This window comes from Paenibacillus sp. FSL H8-0175 (genome assembly GCF_045040615.1).
GTDB lineage: Bacteria > Bacillota > Bacilli > Paenibacillales > Paenibacillaceae > Paenibacillus_AQ > Paenibacillus_AQ odorifer.
This window is the reverse complement of record NZ_CP150299.1, coordinates 6,743,199-6,763,408: the sequence shown is the minus strand read 5'-3', so window position 1 is coordinate 6,763,408 and position 20,210 is coordinate 6,743,199. Positions and strand designations below refer to the sequence as shown.

21 protein-coding genes and 1 riboswitch are annotated in these 20,210 nt (G+C 46.4%); all 21 genes read left to right on the top strand.

Annotated elements, in window-relative coordinates; all coding sequences use genetic code 11:
• Positions 1-55: 55 nt before the first annotated feature.
• The 21 genes from ychF (at position 56) to atpG (ending at position 20,100) form a co-directional block, all read left to right on the top strand.
• Positions 56-1,156 carry a redox-regulated ATPase YchF gene (gene ychF, locus MHH46_RS30060; RefSeq protein ID WP_036681604.1) on the top strand — a complete coding sequence of 367 codons (1,101 nt, stop codon included), beginning with the start codon at positions 56-58 and terminating at the stop codon, positions 1,154-1,156.
• Between the two features lie 233 nt (positions 1,157-1,389).
• Positions 1,390-2,466: a peptide chain release factor 1 gene (gene prfA / locus MHH46_RS30055; RefSeq protein ID WP_036681601.1), complete on the top strand. Its 1,077-nt coding sequence runs from the start codon at positions 1,390-1,392 to the stop codon at positions 2,464-2,466.
• A 25-nt stretch (positions 2,467-2,491) separates the two neighbouring features.
• Positions 2,492-3,445, top strand: coding sequence for a peptide chain release factor N(5)-glutamine methyltransferase (gene prmC / locus MHH46_RS30050; protein WP_339248812.1), 954 nt, complete (start codon positions 2,492-2,494; stop codon positions 3,443-3,445).
• A gap of 139 nt (positions 3,446-3,584) precedes the next feature.
• On the top strand, positions 3,585-4,769 hold the full coding sequence (locus MHH46_RS30045; RefSeq protein WP_076123938.1) for an FtsW/RodA/SpoVE family cell cycle protein: 1,185 nt from the start codon (positions 3,585-3,587) through the stop codon (positions 4,767-4,769).
• Positions 4,770-5,296: 527 nt separating this feature from the next.
• A complete protein-coding gene (locus tag MHH46_RS30040; protein WP_076192355.1) occupies positions 5,297-6,484 on the top strand; it encodes an FtsW/RodA/SpoVE family cell cycle protein in 1,188 nt (395 codons plus the stop codon).
• 98 nt (positions 6,485-6,582) lie between these two features.
• Positions 6,583-7,326, top strand: coding sequence for a stage II sporulation protein R (gene spoIIR, locus MHH46_RS30035; RefSeq protein WP_076099806.1), 744 nt, complete (start codon positions 6,583-6,585; stop codon positions 7,324-7,326).
• Positions 7,327-7,431: 105 nt separating this feature from the next.
• Positions 7,432-8,793, top strand: a complete 1,362-nt coding sequence (locus tag MHH46_RS30030; protein ID WP_076192503.1) for an L-threonylcarbamoyladenylate synthase — start codon at positions 7,432-7,434, stop codon at positions 8,791-8,793.
• 104 nt (positions 8,794-8,897) lie between these two features.
• Entirely contained in the window at positions 8,898-9,470 is a 573-nt protein-coding gene (locus tag MHH46_RS30025; RefSeq protein ID WP_076182070.1) for a manganese efflux pump MntP family protein, read from the top strand.
• Between the two features lie 45 nt (positions 9,471-9,515).
• Entirely contained in the window at positions 9,516-10,103 is a 588-nt protein-coding gene (locus MHH46_RS30020) for a low molecular weight protein arginine phosphatase (RefSeq protein ID WP_036681588.1), read from the top strand.
• A 48-nt stretch (positions 10,104-10,151) separates the two neighbouring features.
• Positions 10,152-10,234, top strand: a riboswitch (ZMP/ZTP riboswitch).
• A gap of 74 nt (positions 10,235-10,308) precedes the next feature.
• Positions 10,309-10,893: a TIGR01440 family protein gene (locus MHH46_RS30015; protein WP_076192358.1), complete on the top strand. Its 585-nt coding sequence runs from the start codon at positions 10,309-10,311 to the stop codon at positions 10,891-10,893.
• Positions 10,894-11,008: 115 nt separating this feature from the next.
• On the top strand, positions 11,009-12,256 hold the full coding sequence (glyA, locus tag MHH46_RS30010) for a serine hydroxymethyltransferase (protein WP_038573642.1): 1,248 nt from the start codon (positions 11,009-11,011) through the stop codon (positions 12,254-12,256).
• A 422-nt stretch (positions 12,257-12,678) separates the two neighbouring features.
• Positions 12,679-13,308, top strand: a complete 630-nt coding sequence (gene upp, locus MHH46_RS30005; protein WP_036681583.1) for a uracil phosphoribosyltransferase — start codon at positions 12,679-12,681, stop codon at positions 13,306-13,308.
• Between the two features lie 58 nt (positions 13,309-13,366).
• Positions 13,367-14,527, top strand: a complete 1,161-nt coding sequence (gene wecB, locus MHH46_RS30000; RefSeq protein WP_076123932.1) for a non-hydrolyzing UDP-N-acetylglucosamine 2-epimerase — start codon at positions 13,367-13,369, stop codon at positions 14,525-14,527.
• Between the two features lie 178 nt (positions 14,528-14,705).
• A complete protein-coding gene (locus MHH46_RS29995) occupies positions 14,706-14,939 on the top strand; it encodes an AtpZ/AtpI family protein (protein WP_036681579.1) in 234 nt (77 codons plus the stop codon).
• Positions 14,932-15,309 (top strand): ATP synthase subunit I, encoded by a 378-nt coding sequence (locus tag MHH46_RS29990; RefSeq protein ID WP_036681578.1) that lies wholly within the window; start codon positions 14,932-14,934, stop codon positions 15,307-15,309. The genes MHH46_RS29995 and MHH46_RS29990 overlap by 8 nt, the downstream gene beginning before the upstream one ends.
• A gap of 29 nt (positions 15,310-15,338) precedes the next feature.
• Positions 15,339-16,106 carry a F0F1 ATP synthase subunit A gene (atpB, locus tag MHH46_RS29985; RefSeq protein WP_036681575.1) on the top strand — a complete coding sequence of 256 codons (768 nt, stop codon included), beginning with the start codon at positions 15,339-15,341 and terminating at the stop codon, positions 16,104-16,106.
• A 105-nt stretch (positions 16,107-16,211) separates the two neighbouring features.
• Positions 16,212-16,424 (top strand): F0F1 ATP synthase subunit C, encoded by a 213-nt coding sequence (atpE, locus tag MHH46_RS29980; RefSeq protein WP_036681574.1) that lies wholly within the window; start codon positions 16,212-16,214, stop codon positions 16,422-16,424.
• A 97-nt stretch (positions 16,425-16,521) separates the two neighbouring features.
• Positions 16,522-17,010 (top strand): F0F1 ATP synthase subunit B, encoded by a 489-nt coding sequence (atpF, locus tag MHH46_RS29975; RefSeq protein ID WP_076123930.1) that lies wholly within the window; start codon positions 16,522-16,524, stop codon positions 17,008-17,010.
• The gene (locus MHH46_RS29970; protein WP_076123928.1) at positions 17,007-17,558 is read left to right on the top strand and encodes a F0F1 ATP synthase subunit delta; all 552 of its coding nucleotides are present in this window, start codon (positions 17,007-17,009) and stop codon (positions 17,556-17,558) included. Before atpF ends, MHH46_RS29970 begins: the two co-directional genes overlap by 4 nt.
• 11 nt (positions 17,559-17,569) lie before the next feature.
• A complete protein-coding gene (gene atpA, locus MHH46_RS29965) occupies positions 17,570-19,081 on the top strand; it encodes a F0F1 ATP synthase subunit alpha (RefSeq protein WP_036681566.1) in 1,512 nt (503 codons plus the stop codon).
• 149 nt (positions 19,082-19,230) lie between these two features.
• Positions 19,231-20,100 (top strand): ATP synthase F1 subunit gamma, encoded by an 870-nt coding sequence (gene atpG, locus MHH46_RS29960; protein ID WP_036681564.1) that lies wholly within the window; start codon positions 19,231-19,233, stop codon positions 20,098-20,100.
• Positions 20,101-20,210 lie beyond the last annotated feature (110 nt).

The window sequence follows — 20,210 nt, the reverse complement described above, 5'->3', positions numbered from 1 at the left end:
ATCGTATAGCTTATTCGGATGATCAATTTAGCTGAAAATAGGAGTTGTCATATAAATGGCTTTGAAAGCTGGAATCGTCGGACTTCCTAACGTAGGAAAATCCACATTGTTTAATGCGATAACGCAAGCGGGAGCAGAATCCGCTAACTACCCTTTTTGTACCATTGACCCTAACGTTGGTGTTGTTGAAGTTCCAGATGAACGTCTTGATAAACTGACTGAGCTGGTACAGCCGAACAAGACCGTACCTACTGCTTTTGAATTTGTTGATATTGCTGGTCTCGTGCGTGGTGCGAGTAAAGGAGAAGGACTAGGAAACAAGTTCCTGGCCCATATCCGTGAAGTAGATGCTATCGTGCATGTGGTTCGTTGTTTTGAAGATGAGAACGTTACCCACGTTGATGGAAAAGTAAATCCGATCAGCGACATCCAGACCATTAATCTGGAGCTGATTCTTGCTGATATTGAGAGCATTGAGAAGCGGATTGAGCGTTCCCGTAAGAATATCAAAGGCGGCGACAAGAAATACGCTCAAGAAGTTGAACTGCTAGAACGCGTCAAAGAAGTGCTCTACGAAGATAAACCTGCACGCAGTATAGAATTGTCTGATGACGAGAAGCTTATTATCCGTGATCTTCATTTGTTAACATTGAAGCCAGTGCTGTATGCGGCGAATGTAAGTGAAGATGAAGTGGCAAGTGCTGAGGACAATCCTTATGTACAGCAAGTTCGTGATTTCGCAGCTACTGAAGGTGCAGAAGTGGTTCCGATCAGTGCTAAGGTGGAAGCAGAAATTGCTGAGCTTGAAGGCGAAGATAAAGCTATGTTCCTGGAAGAGCTGGGACTGGAAGAATCCGGCCTTAACCGGTTGATTAAAGCGGCTTATAAACTGCTTGGCTTGTATACGTATTTCACAGCAGGCGTTCAGGAAGTTCGGGCGTGGACGATTCGCCGCGGCACCAAAGCACCTGGAGCTGCCGGTGTGATTCATACAGATTTCGAACGCGGATTTATCCGTGCTGAAGTAGTGGCTTACGCGGATCTTGTGGCAGCTGGTTCCATGAACGGTGCGAAGGAACGTGGTCAACTACGTCTTGAAGGTAAAGAATATTTGGTGCAAGACGGCGACGTAATGCATTTCCGTTTTAACGTTTAAGAAGTTTTAAGTGTACGAATGATAAAGGGGTCATCTCGAGCAGTGGGAGTTTCTATTGCTGGGATGATCCTTTTTAAAAATATAAGCTTTTTATTAAGGTATTGTGCGTACGGAACTGTAGCCATTTCACAATATCTTTGGTATAATATAAAGTCGTATATCTATTTTTATGACAGTACAAATTTGATGTTATATTTGCGAATTTGAAATTGAATCAGGAGAGGTGAATTCCCTTGTTGGACCGATTGCAATCCCTGGCGGACCGCTATGAGAAGCTCAGTGAACTGCTTTGTGATCCGGATGTTGCAAACGACAGTAAGAAACTGAGGGACTATTCCAAAGAACAATCAGACCTACAGCCCGCATTTGAGGCGTATACTGAATATAAGAGTGTAATGGAAGAGCTTGAAGCTGCTAAGCAGATGCAAGGCGAAAAGCTTGATGATGAGATGAAAGAAATGGTCAAGATGGAAATTGATGACCTTTCCAAACGTCAAGTGGAGCTGGAAGAGAGAATCCGCGTATTGCTGCTGCCTAAAGACCCGAATGATGATAAGAACGTAATCGTTGAAATTCGTGGTGCAGCGGGTGGTGATGAAGCAGCATTGTTCGCTTCAGACCTTTACCGGATGTACACTCGTTATGCTGATGCACAAGGATGGCGCGTTGAGTTAATGGATGTTAACGCGAGTGATCTTGGTGGATTCAAAGAGGTAATCTTCCTTATTAACGGCCGTGGTGCATACAGTAAGCTGAAATACGAAAGTGGTGCGCATCGCGTACAACGTATCCCAGCGACCGAATCCGGAGGTCGTATTCATACCTCTACTTCTACGGTGTCTGTGATGCCGGAAGCTGAGGCTTTTGAGATCGAGATCCATGATAAAGATATTCGTGTGGATACCTTCTGTTCAAGTGGTGCAGGCGGACAGTCTGTAAATACGACCAAGTCTGCAGTACGTGTAACCCATGTACCTACAGGCATCGTTGCTACCTGTCAGGACGGTAAGTCACAGAACTCCAATAAAGAAAAAGCGCTGCAAGTGCTTCGTGCCCGTATCTCTGATATGAAACGGCAGGAAGAAGAAGCGAAGTATGCTGGTGAACGGAAGAGCAAAGTAGGTACGGGTGACCGTAGTGAGCGCATTCGGACGTATAACTTCCCGCAGAGCCGGGTTACAGACCATCGTATTGGCCTGACACTGCACCGTTTGGAGCAGGTTATGAACGGAGAAATCACTGAAATTATCTCAGCCCTTTCAATCGCTGAACAAGCTGACTTGATGGATAATATGGATAATGGAGAATAATGCTTTGAACGATGGCGTATATGTCATGTCGGAAGTCAAAAGCATCCGGGAAGCCTTTGCGGAGGCTTCTTCTTTTTTGAGCCGGAGCGGCTGCAATGAACCGCAGCGCAGTGCACAATTGCTGCTGGAGCATGTGCTTGGAGTGTCTGGCGCAGCTTATTACATGGCGCTGGCAGATCCTTTTCCAGCTGCGGTTAAGGAAGCATTTGAGGCGGGAGTTACCCGCCGGGGCGCTGGTGAGCCGGTGCAGTATATCATCGGCGAGCAAGAATTCTACGGGCGGCCTTTTGAGGTGACGCCTGACGTGCTTATTCCGCGGCCGGAGACGGAGCTGCTTGTCGAGGCGATTTTACGTTACGGCGCGGAGCTTTGGCCGGACGGCGTTGTAACGCCGGGCGAAGCGGCGCTGGATAGCGCGGGCGGCGCTGCGGCCCGCAACGGAGGCGGCGCGGGGGACGTGCGCGCCGCAAGACCGCTGGCCGCCGTCGATATCGGCGCCGGCAGCGGTGCGATCTCCGTCACGTTGGCGGCGGAAGCGCCGGCGTGGCGGGTCTGCGCCGGCGATATTTCGCCGGCGGCTCTGGCTGTGGCCGAGCGCAACGCTTTGCGCAATGGCACAGCTGTGGATTTTCGGCTCGGCGATCTGCTCGAGCCGTTCGCGGGGATGGAGACGGATATTCTCGTCTCCAACCCGCCATACATCCCCGGCGAGGATATCGCCGGGCTGCAGCGTGAGGTGCGCGACCATGAGCCGCGCACTGCGCTGGATGGCGGAGCGGACGGGCTGGACCCGTACCGCCGCATGATGGAGCAGCTGACGCTGCTCCCGGCACCGCCGCGCCTGATCGGCTTTGAGCTTGGCTTCGGTCAAGCTGAGCAAGTCGCTGCACTCCTTGCGGCAGCGGGCCATTGGACGGAGATTATCACCATTAATGATCTGGCTGGAATCCCGCGTCATGTGCTAGGCATAACGAAATAATATTGCCTGCTTTGCAGAGGGTTCCTTTGTCCGGGGTAGAGAAATTGTATTTTCAATCCGACTTCCTTTACAATAGAATTTAGCAGGATTTCTTAGGGGATCATAAAGAAAGCCCAGATATAGAGTAGGGAGGCAGAGCGTGCTTCAGAAGATTAAAAAGATTGATGGTGCTATTGTAGTCGTTCTGTTATTACTCATGGTGGTCAGCATCTTCGCCATATATAGCGTTACTCATGGAAGAGAGAAGCTGGACGGACATCATATTCGTATGATGATGTATTATGCTATTGGTTTTGTAGCTTTTATTGGAATGACCTTTTTGGATTACAGAATTTTAGTGAAATATGCGATATATATTTATTTGTTTGGGATAGGGATGCTGGTGCTCGTCAGCTTTTTGGGCGAGACTAAAAATAATGCACAAGGCTGGTTGACCCTGCCTGGAGGACTGAGTCTGCAGCCTGCTGAGCTGTTCAAGCTGATATTAATTCTTTTTCTGGCGGCCATGCTTGTCCGCAAGAATAAGAGTAAGCTTCTGTTCTGGCGGGATGTTGTGCCGCTCGGCCTTCTGACCTTGTTTCCGTTCCTTATTGTCCTTACCCAAAATGACCTTGGGAATGCCTTGTCTTACGTTGTGATTCTTGCGGGTCTGTTGTGGATTGGCAATATTAAATACACGCATGCATTAATCGGGCTGGTCATCGTGGCTAGTTCTGCGATTGCGGGAATTATGAGTTATATCCATTATCACGATGAAATTAAAACCTTTCTTACGGATATTGGACGATCTCACTGGATTGAACGTTTTGATCCTTGGCTTGTTCCAGACAAAGCGACAGCCAAAGCCCTTTATCATACTAAAAACGCCAAGCTGGCGATTGCCTCAGGTGGAATGAGCGGCGAAGGCTACATGAACGGCAGTTCCGTTCAGACGGATCGGGTGCCATATACGTATTCAGATTCTATCTTTGTGCAGATTGCTGAAGAGTTTGGGTTTGTAGGTTCTGCGTTTGTGTTGCTGCTGTACTTTATTTTGATTCACCGGATGATTCTGATTGCGCTGGAGTCTAGGGATAGAGCTGGCCCTTTCCTGATTGTCGGCGTTGTCGCGATGATGTTGTATCAGATTTTTGAGAATATCGGCGCATTTATCGGCTTGATGCCATTGACTGGTATTACGTTACCTTTCATCAGCTTCGGGGGTACATCCCTGCTTATCAACATGGCCAGCATCGGGCTGGTAATGAGTGTGCGCCTGCACGGGCAAGAAGTGGAAGAGGATTTTCCTAAACCTACTCCTTATGCAGCTGCCAAACAGGTGTAACCACGAAATAAAGTAGAACCGTCAGGTCCTTATTGTTTAATAGGGGTGCTGGCGGTTCTTTTTGATGGAGCACGGCTTCGTCGGATTGGTGTAATACGTAATACGGGCCGTTTCAGGTAAGCAAGCTGGAAGCAATTCGTATTTGTATTTGTATCGTATTCGTATTTGTATCCTGACTCGGACTCAGATGCCCTTATATTCGAATATTAACTACTTATTGGATAGTATCGGACCGCAAAGACGTTATTTGATCAAAAAGACTGGATTTACTGCAAAATGGCAAGTAATAACGACTCTGGAGTCCGCAAAAGTTCCCGTGGAGCAATAAATTCATAAATAAAGTCTACGGAGTCCGATAGGTTTGGATCATAGAGTAAAATTACGTCAGAGTGTAATTTTAATAGAAAGATATTTTATAGATTGGCTACATAAATTTGGAATTATATTCACGAATGTTCTACAATAGAAAGGAACGACTTTCCCTGAGAGAGGAGAGTTGAAACCTTAACAGAGTAAGGGGCTTGCAGATGCTTCAAAAGTTCAAAAGGATTGATAAGGTAATTGTTACTGTTCTGATTTTGCTGATGGTGATTAGTATTTTTTCAATATACAGTGTAACCAATGGAAGAATAACGCCTCCGATGAAATTGGATGGATTTCATTTACAAATGCTTAAATACTATATTTTAGGTTTTGTAGTTTTTATTGTGCTCGCTTTTGTGGACTTTAAGATATTTGTTAAACATGCACTTTATATTTATCTCTTGGGCTTAGTCTTGTTAGTGTCGGTTAGTTTTATTGGTAAAGTAGAGAACGGTGCTCAATTGGGACTTGAGATCGGTGGACTTAGGTTTCAGCCTGCCGAGCTGTTTAAATTGGTATTAATTCTTTTTTTATCATCGATCTTAATTCGAAAACAAGGGTCTACCTTAACCTTCTGGAAAGGGATTGTTCCTCTCACCATTCTTACGTTCATTCCATTTGGTATAGTCATTATGCAAAATGATTTGGGAAATGCCCTTAGCTACATCGTAATATTGATTGGGCTTCTATGGATCGGGAATATCAAATTGTCGCATGCACTCATCGGTTTGCTTATAGTGGGTGGGATCGGCCTTGCTGGGATTTTGAGCTACATAAACTATCATGATGAGGCAGTCAAATTTTTTGAAGGCATTGGTAAGGATCATTTAGTGGAGCGGTTTGACCCTTGGCTGGTACCTGATTTAGCGACAGATAAGGCAAGCTATCACACGAAAAATGCCAAAATAGCTATAGCCTCCGGGGGAATGAGTGGAGAGGGATATATGCAGGGCAGCTCTGTGCAGAATAATCGTGTCCCATATACCTATTCGGATGCGATATTCGTGCAGATTGCCGAGGAGTTTGGATTTGTGGGGTCTGCGCTGCTGCTCTTGCTCTTTTTTATTTTGCTGCATCGGATGATATTGATTGCTCTCGAGAGTAAGGAGCGTAGCGGACCATTTCTAATCATTGGAATTACGGCTATGCTGTTGTATCAAATTCTTGAGAATGTTGGAGCTTTTATCGGCCTGATGCCGTTGACAGGAATAACACTTCCGTTTATCAGTTATGGAGGCACGTCTCTTCTGATTAATATGGCCAGCATGGGGGTCGTGATGAGCGTGCATCTTTATGGGCAGGATGTAGAGGAAGATTTGCAGCTGCATAAGGAGCTGGCATTGAAGTTATAAATTTAATAGATTCATAGGTTTGCAGTCTCTTATCTCCGGGCATACTACTAGCATGAGAGTTAAGAGGAGAGGGGCTGCAACAAATGAACGATAATCATATGGATAAAAGAGATTCCTTACGTGTAACTTTTAAGTATACTGCCATTTTAATTTGTTTTTTTATGGTCCTCATGATGGCTTGGGAAGGTCAAAAAACCGATGCTGCAGTAGCTGAAGTATCTATTCCCCAAGAATCTATCCGGTTACGTATTCTAGCTAATTCTGACGGAGCGCAAGATCAGCTGGTGAAACGGCAAATTCGCGATAAAATTGTGGAGCAAATGAACCAGTGGGTATCCGCTCTTGAGGATCCACAGAGCTTGGAGCAGGCACGTGCTCTGATTAGAAATCATCTGCCGGAGCTTAACGCGTTGGTTGGATCAGAGCTGGAGAAACGGGGCATTGAATATTCCTATAAAGTGGAGCTGGGCGTAGTCCCTTTTCCAACCAAATTATACGGTGGCACCGTCTATCCTGCTGGGGAGTATGAAGCTGTTCGGGTCACACTTGGTGCGGGCAAGGGGCAAAATTGGTGGTGTGTACTGTTTCCTCCGCTTTGCTTTATCGATGCAGGCTCTGGAGATGCGGCAGCACCTGCTGCTGACAAAGGTACAAAAACAGTGTCCGCTGCTGGTGCGGATAACAGTGCTAAGGTGAAATCAGCAGCTGCAAAAACAGTGCAGGCTGATTCCTCGGCAGGAAGTGCTTCATCAGGAGAAACTGCTGCTGAGCCAGAGGTACGGTTCTTCGTCTGGGAGCTGCTGCAAAACCTTTGGAACTGGATCAGTGGATTATGGTCGTAAGACCCCAGATGTGTTACTATTTTATAAGCAGATCTATCACGGCTCCCTACAGGGGCCGTTTTTTTGCTAAGCTAAATTATATCTTCTAGAAAGCCTGTGATGAGAATGAATGAACACAATAATCCTTTATTCGCCGTTCAGCGGCGGAGTGGAAATAGAGATGAGACTGTATACTGGAAGTTGAATTCCGCTGAGGGAACGAACTCTGAGGTATTTCAGCCGAATGAAGCTGACAAGCTGGCGATAGCGGAGGCAGCAACAATGCTTCGTGAAGGCGGAACCGTGGCTTTTACAACCGAAACCGTCTACGGGCTAGGGGCGGATGCCCGAAATACGGCGGCAGTTGAGGCTGTTTTTGCGGCAAAAGGACGGCCCTCTGACAATCCGTTAATTGTGCATATTGCGGATACGGCAGCTTTGGACGAGCTTGTTGCAGAGGTGCATCCTAAGGCGGCCGCGTTGATGGCAGCTTATTGGCCTGGTCCGCTGACAGTTGTGCTTCCTGTTCGTGAAGGTGTACTGTCGCCCTGTGTGACGGCGGGTTTGGATACGGTTGGTGTGCGGATGCCGGATCATCCGGTAGCTCTAGCACTGATAAGTGCCGCAGGTTGTCCAGTTGCGGCGCCCAGTGCTAATCGTTCGGGTCGCCCGAGCCCGACATTAGCTTCGCATGTGATGGAAGATTTGGCTGGATACATTGATGGCGTCCTTGATGGTGGTGCTGCTGGAGTTGGACTAGAGTCAACAGTCGTGCAGGTACAGCCTGACGGAAAAGTTGCTGTGCTGCGCCCCGGCGGGATTACTTCGGAACAATTGGCTGCAGTGGTGGGAGCAGAAGCTGTAAGCTCAGAGCCCGGTAATGCTGAGACAACTGCTGCCGCTACCGCAACCGCTACTGTCTTGGCTGATTCGGGGACGACAAACTCTGTTATTGATTTCAGTACTGCTGAGCCAATCACAGCTAAAGCAACTACCGCGCAATCTTCAGCGGATTGCCTGAATGTTAACAATCGTGAGCCTTTCGAAAGGGCTTCCGCATCTATTGAGCAGCATGGTGCGGATGCTGCTGGCGATATTTCGGCGCCGCGCGCGCCGGGCATGAAGTACACGCACTACGCACCGCGCGGCTGGCTTGGTGTAGTGCGCGGCTCTTCCCCGCAGCGCGTGGCGGATGAAGCCGCTAGTCAACTTCAGGCGGCGCAGCTAAACGGCGAGGTCACGGGCTTGCTCCTCTTCGAGGAGCATAAGGCCCTTTATCCCGCCGACCCTGCCGCCTGTGTTCTTTCCCTCGGCTCGTTATCCTCGCCGGAGGAAGGGGCTCGCTCCCTATATGCCGCCTTGCGGCGCTTCGATGAAGCGGGAGCGACTTACATCTTAGCCGAGGCTTGCCCGTATACCGGCCTCGGCGCTGCAATCATGAACCGGCTTATGAAAGCCGCCGGCGGATCTGTCATCGACGCCGGATAACCACGGCATTGCTTTTTCGTATATGACTCCCATATGAAGTCATGATTACCCCCTTGTCCGCATATCGTTGTTGTACAAGATATTTCGGACTTGGGGGGTTAAGCATGGGCTTAGGAGATGTATATACCGAATGGGGGCAGATTGTTACCATTACTATAATGGCGGTTGCATTAGGGATGGATGCTTTTTCGCTCGGTGTAGGGATCGGGATGAAAGGTATTCGTCTGCTGCATATTCTGCAAATGAGTCTGCTCATTGCTGTTTTTCATATGCTGATGCCTCTCCTGGGTTTATTGACAGGAAGTTATGTCGGACACCTGTTAGGTCAAGTAACGACTTATGCTGCTGGAGGTCTTCTAGTTCTTTTGGGCGGGCATATGGTGTACAACTCCTTTCGTCCGGACACAGGAAGCTCACGAGCTATGGATCATCGAACCTTGTGGGGGATGATACTTCTTTCGCTCAGTGTCAGTATTGACTCTTTCTCCGTGGGTGTATCACTGGGGATGTTTGTGAATGGAGTACTTTTGACCATCTTAGCCTTCGGTGCTTGCGGGGGACTAATGTCGATTCTAGGGTTGCTAATTGGACGGCATGTCAGTCGTGGTCTCGGGGATTATGGAGAAGCGCTAGGCGGTGCAATACTTCTGGGGTTTGGCTTGCTATTCATCTTTTGATACAATAACGGCATTAGAATATTTAATTTCATGGGGGTGCAAAACATGCTGCATATTTTATTCGTCTGCACCGGGAATACATGCCGAAGTCCTATGGCTGAGGGGCTTTTACGAAAGCTCGCGAAGGAACGTGGAATCGACCTGGAAGTGCGGTCTGCAGGTGTATCCGCCATTTCCGGTACTTCTATATCAAGACATGCTGCAGCTATACTGCAGGAAGAAGGAATTCATGATTCAATGGAGTCGTCACAATTGACAGGTCAAGCTGTCGCTTGGGCCGACCTTGTGCTGACCTTGACGGGTGGGCATAAGCAGCATTTGCTGCAGTATTTTCCAGATGCTGTAACGAAAACCTATACATTGAAGGAATACGTGCATGATGAAGATGCGGTGACGGAAGATATCAAGGAATTGGACAGCCTTTACGCAGATGCGGAGTTGAGCTTAGCCCTTGGTGGTGAACCGAATGCAACGGATCTGCAGCGGATGATTGAGATTCGCCAGCGTATTCCGAGCTTCGATATTTCTGATCCATTTGGTGGCACGCGTGAGGACTATGAGCTAACTGCTGCTGAGATTCGCACTGCGCTATTCAGTTTGCTGGATAAGCTGGAAACCTTCCGCCATTTGTAAATGGTTGATTTTCAGTTCACTTTGCTTTAAGATGAAGTTACAAATAATCGGTTCCGATGTAACTGGCGACAAATGTGGATCAAACCACGATGGAGCATCGGAATAAACGGCCGGTCGCCTGGGCAAAAGAGCAAATCCGCAGCTACCTGCGGACTGCTCTTTTTTGTTTAAAATAAGCTTGTTTGAAGTTTGAGGAGGTAGAGTGATGGACGAAGTTGTGGAGCTATCATTAACTGAAGCCACCGTCACTGTGTTAAGGGAGTTGGCGGAGGCTGGTAACCTTGGGTCAGGCAAAATTGTTGTCGTCGGAGTGAGCACAAGTGAAGTTGCTGGTGTCCGGATTGGAACTGGTGGTGCACTTGAAGTTGCAGAACAACTGCTTGAAGGTGTTCATTTAGTAGCAGCGGAAAAAGGATTTCATCCGGTGTATCAGTGCTGCGAGCATTTAAATCGTGCACTTGTCATGGAACGCTCTCTGCTAGAGTCACTTGGTCTGAAGGAAGTATCAGCTGTACCTATACGAGGTGCTGGAGGTTCGATGGCTACGGCTGCCTATCACGCTATGAAAGATCCTGTTTTGGCGGAAACGATAGAAGCTCATGCTGGTTTAGATATTGGCGAGACACTGATAGGAATGCATTTACGGCGGGTAGCCGTTCCTTTCCGTCCGACTCTACGATACATTGGAGCAGCCAGAGTGAATGCGGCATGGACCAGACCCCCACTAATTGGCGGGGAACGTGCGGTATATCGTGCTCCAGAACAAAGTGGTTCACAGTTTTGTGATTAACGAACTTTAGTTTTTATATTTTTTGCAGAAACGTAGACCTAAGTCTCTTTATGGCGGGCAAATCGTTTCTACTTAAATACAACATATCTACACACACTAGGGAGGAAATAAGAACATGGAACAATTGCGTAAGAGTGACCCGGCAGTACTGGAAGCGATGGAACTGGAACTGAAACGTCAGCGTGCCAACATTGAGCTTATTGCCTCAGAGAATATCGTTAGCGAAGCCGTAATGGAGGCTATGGGCTCCGTGCTTACGAACAAATATGCAGAAGGTTATCCAGGTAAACGTTATTATGGTGGCTGTGAAGATGTAGATATCGTTGAGAACCTTGCTCGTGATCGTGCAAAAGAATTGTTTGGCGCGGATCATGTCAACGTACAACCACATTCCGGCGCTCAAGCAAATATGGCAGTTTATCTGGCTGCGCTTAAGCCTGGCGACACTGTTCTTGGAATGAATTTGGCTCACGGCGGTCATTTGACACACGGTAGCCCAGTTAATGCTTCAGGATTGCTTTATAACTTCGTTGCTTATGGAGTACAAGAAGATACTTTCCTAATTGATTATGATGAAGTACGTAAAGCAGCCTTCAAACACCGTCCAAAAATGATTGTAGCTGGTGCTAGTGCCTATCCGCGTATTATTGATTTCGAAAAACTTGGCGCTATCGCCAATGATGTGGGTGCGCTATTTATGGTAGATATGGCCCATATCGCAGGATTGGTTGCTGCTGGTCTTCATCCGAGCCCGGTTCCTCATGCTCATTTCGTTACAACTACTACGCATAAGACTTTGCGCGGTCCCCGCGGAGGTATGATTATGTGCAGACAGCCATGGGCAGCTGCTATTGATAAAGCGGTATTCCCTGGTTCCCAAGGTGGACCTCTGATGCATGTAATTGCTTCAAAAGCAGTCGCATTTGGTGAAGCATTGCAGCCATCCTTTAAGACTTATGCTCAAAATGTAGTGAAGAACGCTAATGTTCTTGCAGAAACGTTGATCAGCGAAGGGGTTAACATTGTATCTGGAGGTACAGATAACCACTTGATGCTGCTGGATACCCGTAATCTGAACATTACCGGAAAAGATGCGGAAAAAGTACTAGATTCCATCGGGATTACTGTGAATAAAAACGCAATTCCATTTGATCCTACAAGTCCTTTCGTAACAAGCGGTATTCGTATTGGTACACCTGCAGTCACATCCCGTGGTATGGACGAGCAGGCGATGGTCACTATTGGACGTATCATTGCTAATGTTCTAAAGAATCCGAAGGATGAGGCAAACTTGGCAGAATCTGCTCGTCAAGTGGCTGAGTTGACTGACCAATACCCTCTTTATCCAGAATTGAAATACTAAATCTTTGCTTCTAATAAGAAATGATTCTGCCTCCATCCATACCCTCTTCCGGGTTTGATGGAGGCTTTTTTGTTGCATATTGTTCACAAATATTACAGTAGGTATTAGATGAAATTGAATGAAATTAATCATGAAAGTTCATGGAACTTTCAATAAAATTAGTGAAAATAATGTGAATAGTATGAAAAAGCCAAAGTTGCACAACATAATCTAGGTTTTATAAGTGATTGGTTTCCTAATTAAGCCAATCATTACCTTTAAAAACAAGGAAATACAAAGGAATATGTTCAATGTGAGTTCAAGTACCATTCTGAGGTGAAATGCAGCGGCGGGAGTGCTATAATAGACAGGATTTAGCCACTGAGAAGCAAAGCGCTTTCTATGGCTATAGACAAGACTTACAATTACCGGAGGGACAGTAAATGGGAAAATTGGTGATTTGCGATCATCCTTTAATTCAACACAAACTAACATTTATTCGCGACGTTAGAACAAACACGAAGGATTTCAGAGAACATGTTGACGAAGTTGCCACATTGATGGCTTATGAGATTACACGTGATATTCCACTAGAGACCATTACGGTACAAACACCGGTCACTGAGACGGAAAGCAAAGTGATTTCGGGAAGAATGCTGGGGCTTATTCCTATTCTTCGTGCGGGTTTAGGTATGCTTGAAGGTGTACTGAAGCTTCTACCTGCGGCTAAAGTAGGACATGTAGGGCTTTTCCGTGATCCAGACACTCTTCAACCAGTGGAGTATTATATCAAGCTTCCAACTGATGTACAGGAACGTGAGTTGATAGTAATTGACCCGATGCTTGCTACAGGCGGATCCGCAATTGCTGCGATTACCTCACTGAAGAACCGTGGTTGTACACAGATCAAAATGATGAACTTGATTGCAGCGCCAGAAGGTGTTGCTGCAGTTCAGGAAGCTCATCCGGATGTTGATATTTATGTTGCAGCGCTTGATGATCATTTGAATGAACATGGTTACATCGTGCCAGGTCTTGGTGATGCTGGTGACCGTCTTTATGGAACCAAGTAATAAGTAATTAAGTATTAAGTATAGTAATGCGAGAATATTTGATGAGAGGGTAGGGGTTATGTCCAAAATCAAAGTAATGACTATTTTCGGAGTGCGCCCCGAGGCGATCAAGATGGCTCCTCTGGTTCTTGAACTGAAGAAGCATCCTGAGCATATCGAATCAATAGTATGTGTAACAGCACAGCATAGAGAACTGCTCGATCAAGTGTTGGAAGTGTTTAATATCACCCCTGATTACGATTTGGACGTGATGAAGGACCGTCAGACCTTGAATGAGATTACTATTCGTGTGCTTGAAGGTTTGGAACCTGTACTGAAAGAAGTTAAACCTGACCTCGTGCTGGTGCATGGGGACACCTTAACAACGTTTTTAGCTAGTTACGCTTCCTTCCTGCAGCAAATTCAGGTTGGGCACGTAGAAGCAGGACTTAGGACATGGAACAAATTGTCTCCGTATCCTGAAGAAATGAACCGTCAACTCACAGGTGTGTTAGCTGATCTGCATTTCGCTCCAACCGATTTGTCAGCTAACAATCTGAGACACGAGAACAAAAAAGAATCAAGTATTTATATCACAGGCAACACCGTAACTGATGTGTTTCAATATACCGTACAGCCGGATTACCGGCATCCTGTTTTGGATTTTGCTTCAGGAAAAAGACTTATTTTGATGACCGCTCACCGCAGAGAATCTCAAGGTGAACCGCATCGTAATATCTTCCGAGCTATTAAAAGAATCGCTGATGAATTCGAAGATGTCGCCATTGTTTACCCTGTGCATCCGAGTCCTGCCGTTAAGGAACCTGCGCATGAGATACTGGGAGGACATCCAAGAATTAAGCTGATTGATCCGCTGGATGTCGTGGACCTGCATAATTTTTATCCGCATACCCACTTGATATTGACCGATTCCGGCGGTCTGCAAGAGGAAGCTCCTTCTTATGGAGTGCCTGTTCTTGTGCTTCGTGATACAACGGAGCGTCCCGAAGGGATAGAGGCTGGAACGCTGGAACTTGTGGGCACGGACGAGGAGAAGGTGTATCAACGGACACATGCTCTTTTGACTGATAACGAGCTCTATCAGTCGATGAGTCGGGCCGCCAACCCGTATGGAGATGGCAAGGCTTCCCAACGGATTGTCAATGCGATTTTGCACCATTTTGGTGTTAATAAGGAACGTCCTGAAGAGTTTCACAGAATGTTCACAAAAAATAAATAATTTCAATTAAACTAATATCTGATCTGATTAAAATCAACATACAGTGAAACTGTACGGTTTATATGGTTTTGGAACGTTTTGCTGTGATTATTTTCATGTTTTCAAGGGTTTTTAGGCAATGTTCAATGAATTGACAAAGACTCAGGAAATTCAGTAAAATTAGTTGGGATTGTAGCCCATGAAAGAACAAAATAGCAAGGACAGCTTGTTACAGACCGCGCTTGTCATTGGAAGTGCAGGCACTTTGCTTGCCGCTTACATTCTTATTGGTTTTTTTGCGGCAAGATGGCTGAAAGACCTGATGGAGGGGCCGAAATATTGGCTCGCCATTGGCACTATAACTGGAATGATTCTGGGAATTGTGAATGTCGCCTTGTTAATTAAAAAATTTTTGGGGGAGCAGAATGGATAATATGACTCCCATGATCAATACCGTCACTAGAGTTACGCTCGTCCTTATGGCAGGACTCTTAATGGGCTGGGTGCTTCATCATGAGACCCGGGCAATTACACTGGGCATGACTCTGGGTCTGGTGGCGGGATTGGTAAACTTTCGTTATCTGGCCGTCAAGGTTCGACGGGTTACGCAGTCGATTGCGAGCAACGAAGGGAATGCCTTCAGCCTCGGTTTTGTTACACGGATTAGCTTCGCAATTTTGGTCACCATGTTCTCGGTCAAGATTGAGCATTTCTCCCTGGTAGCAACTGTTTCGGGCGTATTCATTCCTCAGCTTCTCGCCATTCCTGCGGGGATATATCTGAGTGTGAAGAATAAGCTTTAACCAGATTAAAGAGAAAGGGGGATGATACTATGCATGACATGCCGAAAATATTTGTCGGGGGAATACCGATAGATTTATCCGCCGTGTTGATGCTTCTGATCAGTTGTACAGTGGTGTTTGTTCTGGTTATGCTTTCGGTTCGTAAGCTTTCCGTTGAAAATCCATCCAAGCTTCAGAACTTCATGGAATGGGTTGTGGAATTTGTAGAGGGTGTCATAAGCAGTGCCATGGATCTGAAGAAAGGAAAACCTTACATATCTTTAGGGTTGACATTGATTCTGTTTATCTTTGTTTCCAATCTACTTGGATTGCCTTTCTCCGTTGTAACTGAGGCGCATGGACCTGTAACAGTGTTTGGCCACGTGATTGAAGCAACTAAGAACTTGGCGAATGGTGAGCATGCAGAAATTTTATGGTACAAGTCGCCAACTGCTGACATTAACGTCACTGCAGGATTGGCAATCATAGTATTTGTACTGATGAACTTTCTGGGCATTAAGCTCAACGGCAAACATTATTTCAAACACTACATCGAGCCGTTTCCAATCTTTTTGCCACTGAACATTATCGAAAACCTGGCAAAACCTGTAGCGTTGGCTATTCGTCTATTCGCTAACATTTTCGCCGGAGAAGTACTGATTACAGTCATTTTGAAGCTGGGGATTCTCAGTATTCCGTTCCTGGCTGTATGGCAGGGCTTCAGTATTTTCGTCGGGGCACTACAAGCGTTTATCTTTACGATTCTGACGATGGTTTATATCGCACAGATGACGATTCACGAAGAAGAAGCACATTAATGAACTGCTGCGAAGAGAACGGCTATCGTCTGATTTTCCTTCGTGGGAGATATCTTATATCATTAAACACAAATATGAACCGAAATTAAAGGAGGATATTTACAAATGGAATTTTTAGCAGCAGCAATAGCGGTTGGATTGGGTGCACTTGGCGCAGGTCTTGGTAACGGTATGATCGTTAGTAGAACAGTTGAGTCCATCGCTCGTCAACCAGAAGCGAAAAATGCTTTGCAAACAACAATGTTTATTGGTGTAGGTATCGTCGAAGTTATTCCGTTGGCAGCAACAGTTATCGCATTCCTGATTATGTTTACTTAATAAACCGTAGTTACGGTTTGGCGGGGACGGCCGATGCCATCCGCGCCTTACTTTTGTATACGTCCGCATGACGCGGTAACGGAAGGGAGTGACCTCAGTGGATATTGTTTGGACAAACATAGTATTTTCAATTGTCGCCTTTGGGATTTTATATTTCTTGCTTAGCAAGTATGCGTTCAGCAAACTTTTTGCAGTTATGGAGAAACGCCGTGAGCTGGTAATGCAGCAAATGGACGAAGCTGCGAAGACTAGAGAACAAGCGGTCGCGTATGTGGAAGAGCAGAAGCAAGCGCTGAACAGTGCACGCCAGGAAGCTCAACAGATTATTCAACAATCGCAAATCACAAGCAATCTACAGGTAGAACAAACTTTGGCACAAGCCAAAGCAGATGCAGCACGTGTCAAAGAAGAGGCCGTGCGCGATATCGAGAACGAAAAGAACAAAGCAGTGGAAGAGTTGCGCAGCGAAATTGGAACGGCATCTGTTCGTATTGCTTCTAAACTTCTTAAGAAAGAAGTTAGTGCTAACGGCGAGCAGGAGCAACTTGTGAACCAATACCTCAAAGAGGTAGGAGGCCAATCATGAGCCGCGATACGGTAGTTGCCAAGCGCTACGCTAGAGCATTGTACAGTGCAGCGGTAGAGAAAGGGATTACCCTTGAAGTAGAAGAAGAGCTCAAGGCAGTGGTTGGATTATTACATTCCGACCAAGAGATAAAGCGGTTTATTCTTGCACCGCGCATCTCGGAGTCCGACAAGCTGAAAGTGCTGCGCACAGCGCTTCAAGATAAGCTCTCTCCCATCGTGATGAACATTGTAGAATTGTTAGTAGAGCGAGGCAGAACCGATATTTTTGCCGATCTGCTGGATACGTATATCAAGATTGAAGGAGACGCTCTTGGCATTGGTGATGCTAAGGTATACTCTGTTTATTCTTTAAGTGAAGAAGAAAAAGCAGCTGTAGCTGCAGAATTCGGCCAACTCGTAAACCGTAAAATCCGGATTACGAATGTGGTGGACCCAAGCCTGTTGGGAGGACTGAAAGTTTATATCGGCGATACGCTGTATGACGGCAGTCTGTCTAACAAATTGGAGCGTCTCGAGAAATCCTTTAATGATAAGCATAGAAGATAGGGGTGAGGATATTGGGCATCAGACCTGAAGAGATCAGCACTTTGATCAAAAGTCAAATTGAGGAATATAAAGCCGATATCGAAGTTGCCGAAGTCGGCACCGTCATTCAAGTCGGCGACGGTATCGCCCGTGTCTACGGTCTGGAAAACGCAATGGCAGGCGAATTGCTAGAGTTCTCCAACGGAGTAGTGGGCATGGCGCTCAATCTGGAAGAAAGCAACGTCGGTGTTGTTATTCTGGGTGAGTACAAGGAAATTCGTGAAGGCGATCAAGTAAAACGTACAGGACAAATTATGCAAGTTCCTGTTGGTGAAGCTCTGCTCGGTCGTGTAGTTAACGCACTTGGTATGCCGCTTGACGGCAAAGGCCCAATTGCTACAACTGAATTCCGTCCTGTAGAAAATAATGCACCAGGTGTTATCGATCGTAAATCGGTACATGAACCGATGCAAACAGGTCTTAAAGCCATTGATGCGATGGTACCAATCGGTCGTGGACAACGCGAACTTATCATTGGTGACCGTCAAACAGGTAAGACTGCAATCGCAATTGACGCGATTATCAACCAAAAAGGCAACGGCATGAAATGTATTTATGTTGCCATTGGTCAAAAGCAATCCACAGTAGCACAGGTTGTAGAAACTCTTCGCCGTCATGGCGCTTTGGAATATACAATCGTTGTAACTGCATCGGCTTCCGAGCCGTCTCCATTGTTGTATATTGCTCCATACGCAGGTTGCGCAATGGGCGAATACTTCATGTACAAGGGCGAGCACGTACTGATCATTTACGATGACCTTTCGAAACAAGCTTCGGCTTATCGCGAATTGTCCTTGCTGCTTCGTCGTCCACCGGGTCGTGAAGCATTCCCAGGTGACGTATTCTACTTGCACTCCCGTCTTTTGGAGCGTGCAGCTAAGCTTAGTGATGAGCTTGGTGGTGGTTCATTAACCGCACTTCCATTTATCGAAACACAGGCATCTGACGTATCAGCTTACATTCCTACGAACGTAATCTCGATTACAGATGGTCAAATCTTCCTTGAATCCGATCTGTTCTACTCTGGTCAACGTCCGGCGATCAACGTCGGTATCTCCGTTTCCCGTGTAGGGGGTTCCGCTCAAATCAAAGCGATGAAGAAGGTAGCCGGCTCGCTCCGTTTGGATCTTGCCCAATATCGCGAACTTCAAGCCTTCTCACAGTTCGGCTCAGATCTTGATAAATCTACACTTGCCCGTCTGAATCGCGGGGCACGTATGATGGAAGTTCTGAAACAAGGTGTGAATCAGCCGTTGTCTGTTGAGCATCAAGTGCTTAGCTTGTACACAGCTGTAAAAGGATATTTGGATGATATTCCAGTTAAAGACGTAAAACGTTTTGAAAAGGAATTCCTTGCTTACATGGATAGCAGTGCTGCTGATGTAGCTCAATCCATCAGGGATACAAAAGATTTGACAGCTGATAACGAAGCCGCTCTTAAAGCAGCGATTGATACCTTTAAAAGAGGTTTCGCTACTAGCTAATATAGATGACTTTAACGGATTTTACTAAGTGAGCTTTGGCTCTGCCGAAGCTCAGGCTGTGCTTATGAAGTAGCTTTGACTTCGTCAAAGTTAAGAGAATGCTTACGAAGTTAGCTTTGACTCCGTCAAAGCTCTAAGGTGGTGAAATCATGGCAAGAAGCATGCGTGATATTAAACGTCAAATTAAGAGTGTTCAAAACACAAGACAGATCACAAAAGCGATGGAAATGGTAGCCGCATCCAAGCTGAGAAAAGCTCAGGAGAAGGCAATTGCCGCCCGTCCTTATGCTGAGAAGCTAAAAGAGGTTGTATCGAGCATTGCTGCTGGCACCGAAGGTGTTCAACACCCTATGCTGGTTAGCCGCCCTGTGAAGAAGACTGGTTATCTAATCGTTACCTCTGATAGAGGGCTTGCAGGTGGCTACAACGCTAATATTTTGCGTAAGGTGACGATGCTCATCGCGGAGAAGCATAAGTCCAAAGATGAGTACGCATTATTTGTTATTGGTCGTAAGGGCCGTGACTTTCTACGTCGCCGTGAATATCCGATTGTACAGGAAGTCACTGAGCTATCGGATGCGCCGAAGTTTGCTGACATCAAGTCGATCGCGAATTCGGCAGTACAGCAGTTTGTAGATGGTACGTATGATGAGTTGTATGTTTGTTACAATCAATTCGTCAATGCTATCACCCAGATCCCAACCGTTGAGCGACTGTTGCCTATGGATGGAGTAGGGAATCAAGAGCATCATGAAGCTTCTGCAAACTACGAATATGAACCTTCACCGGAAGGCGTGCTAGAAGTATTGCTTCCAAAGTACGCTGAAACTTTGATTTATAGCGCTATTCTGGATGGCAAGGCCAGTGAGCTGGGGGCGAAAATGACAGCTATGGGCAGTGCAACGAAGAACGCGTCGAAAATGATCGGAGAACTTACCCTTACGTACAACCGTGCCCGTCAGGCGGCAATTACGCAGGAAATTACCGAGATCGTGGCCGGAGCGAACGCGCAGTCTTAAAATACAAGAAAAGTTAAACTAAGTGCTTAACTTGTCTTGTGTTTTACGAGAAACAGTGTCGCTTGCTTAGGGTGCATAGCTCCTTAAGAACGGCACTGTAAGTTCTTCTT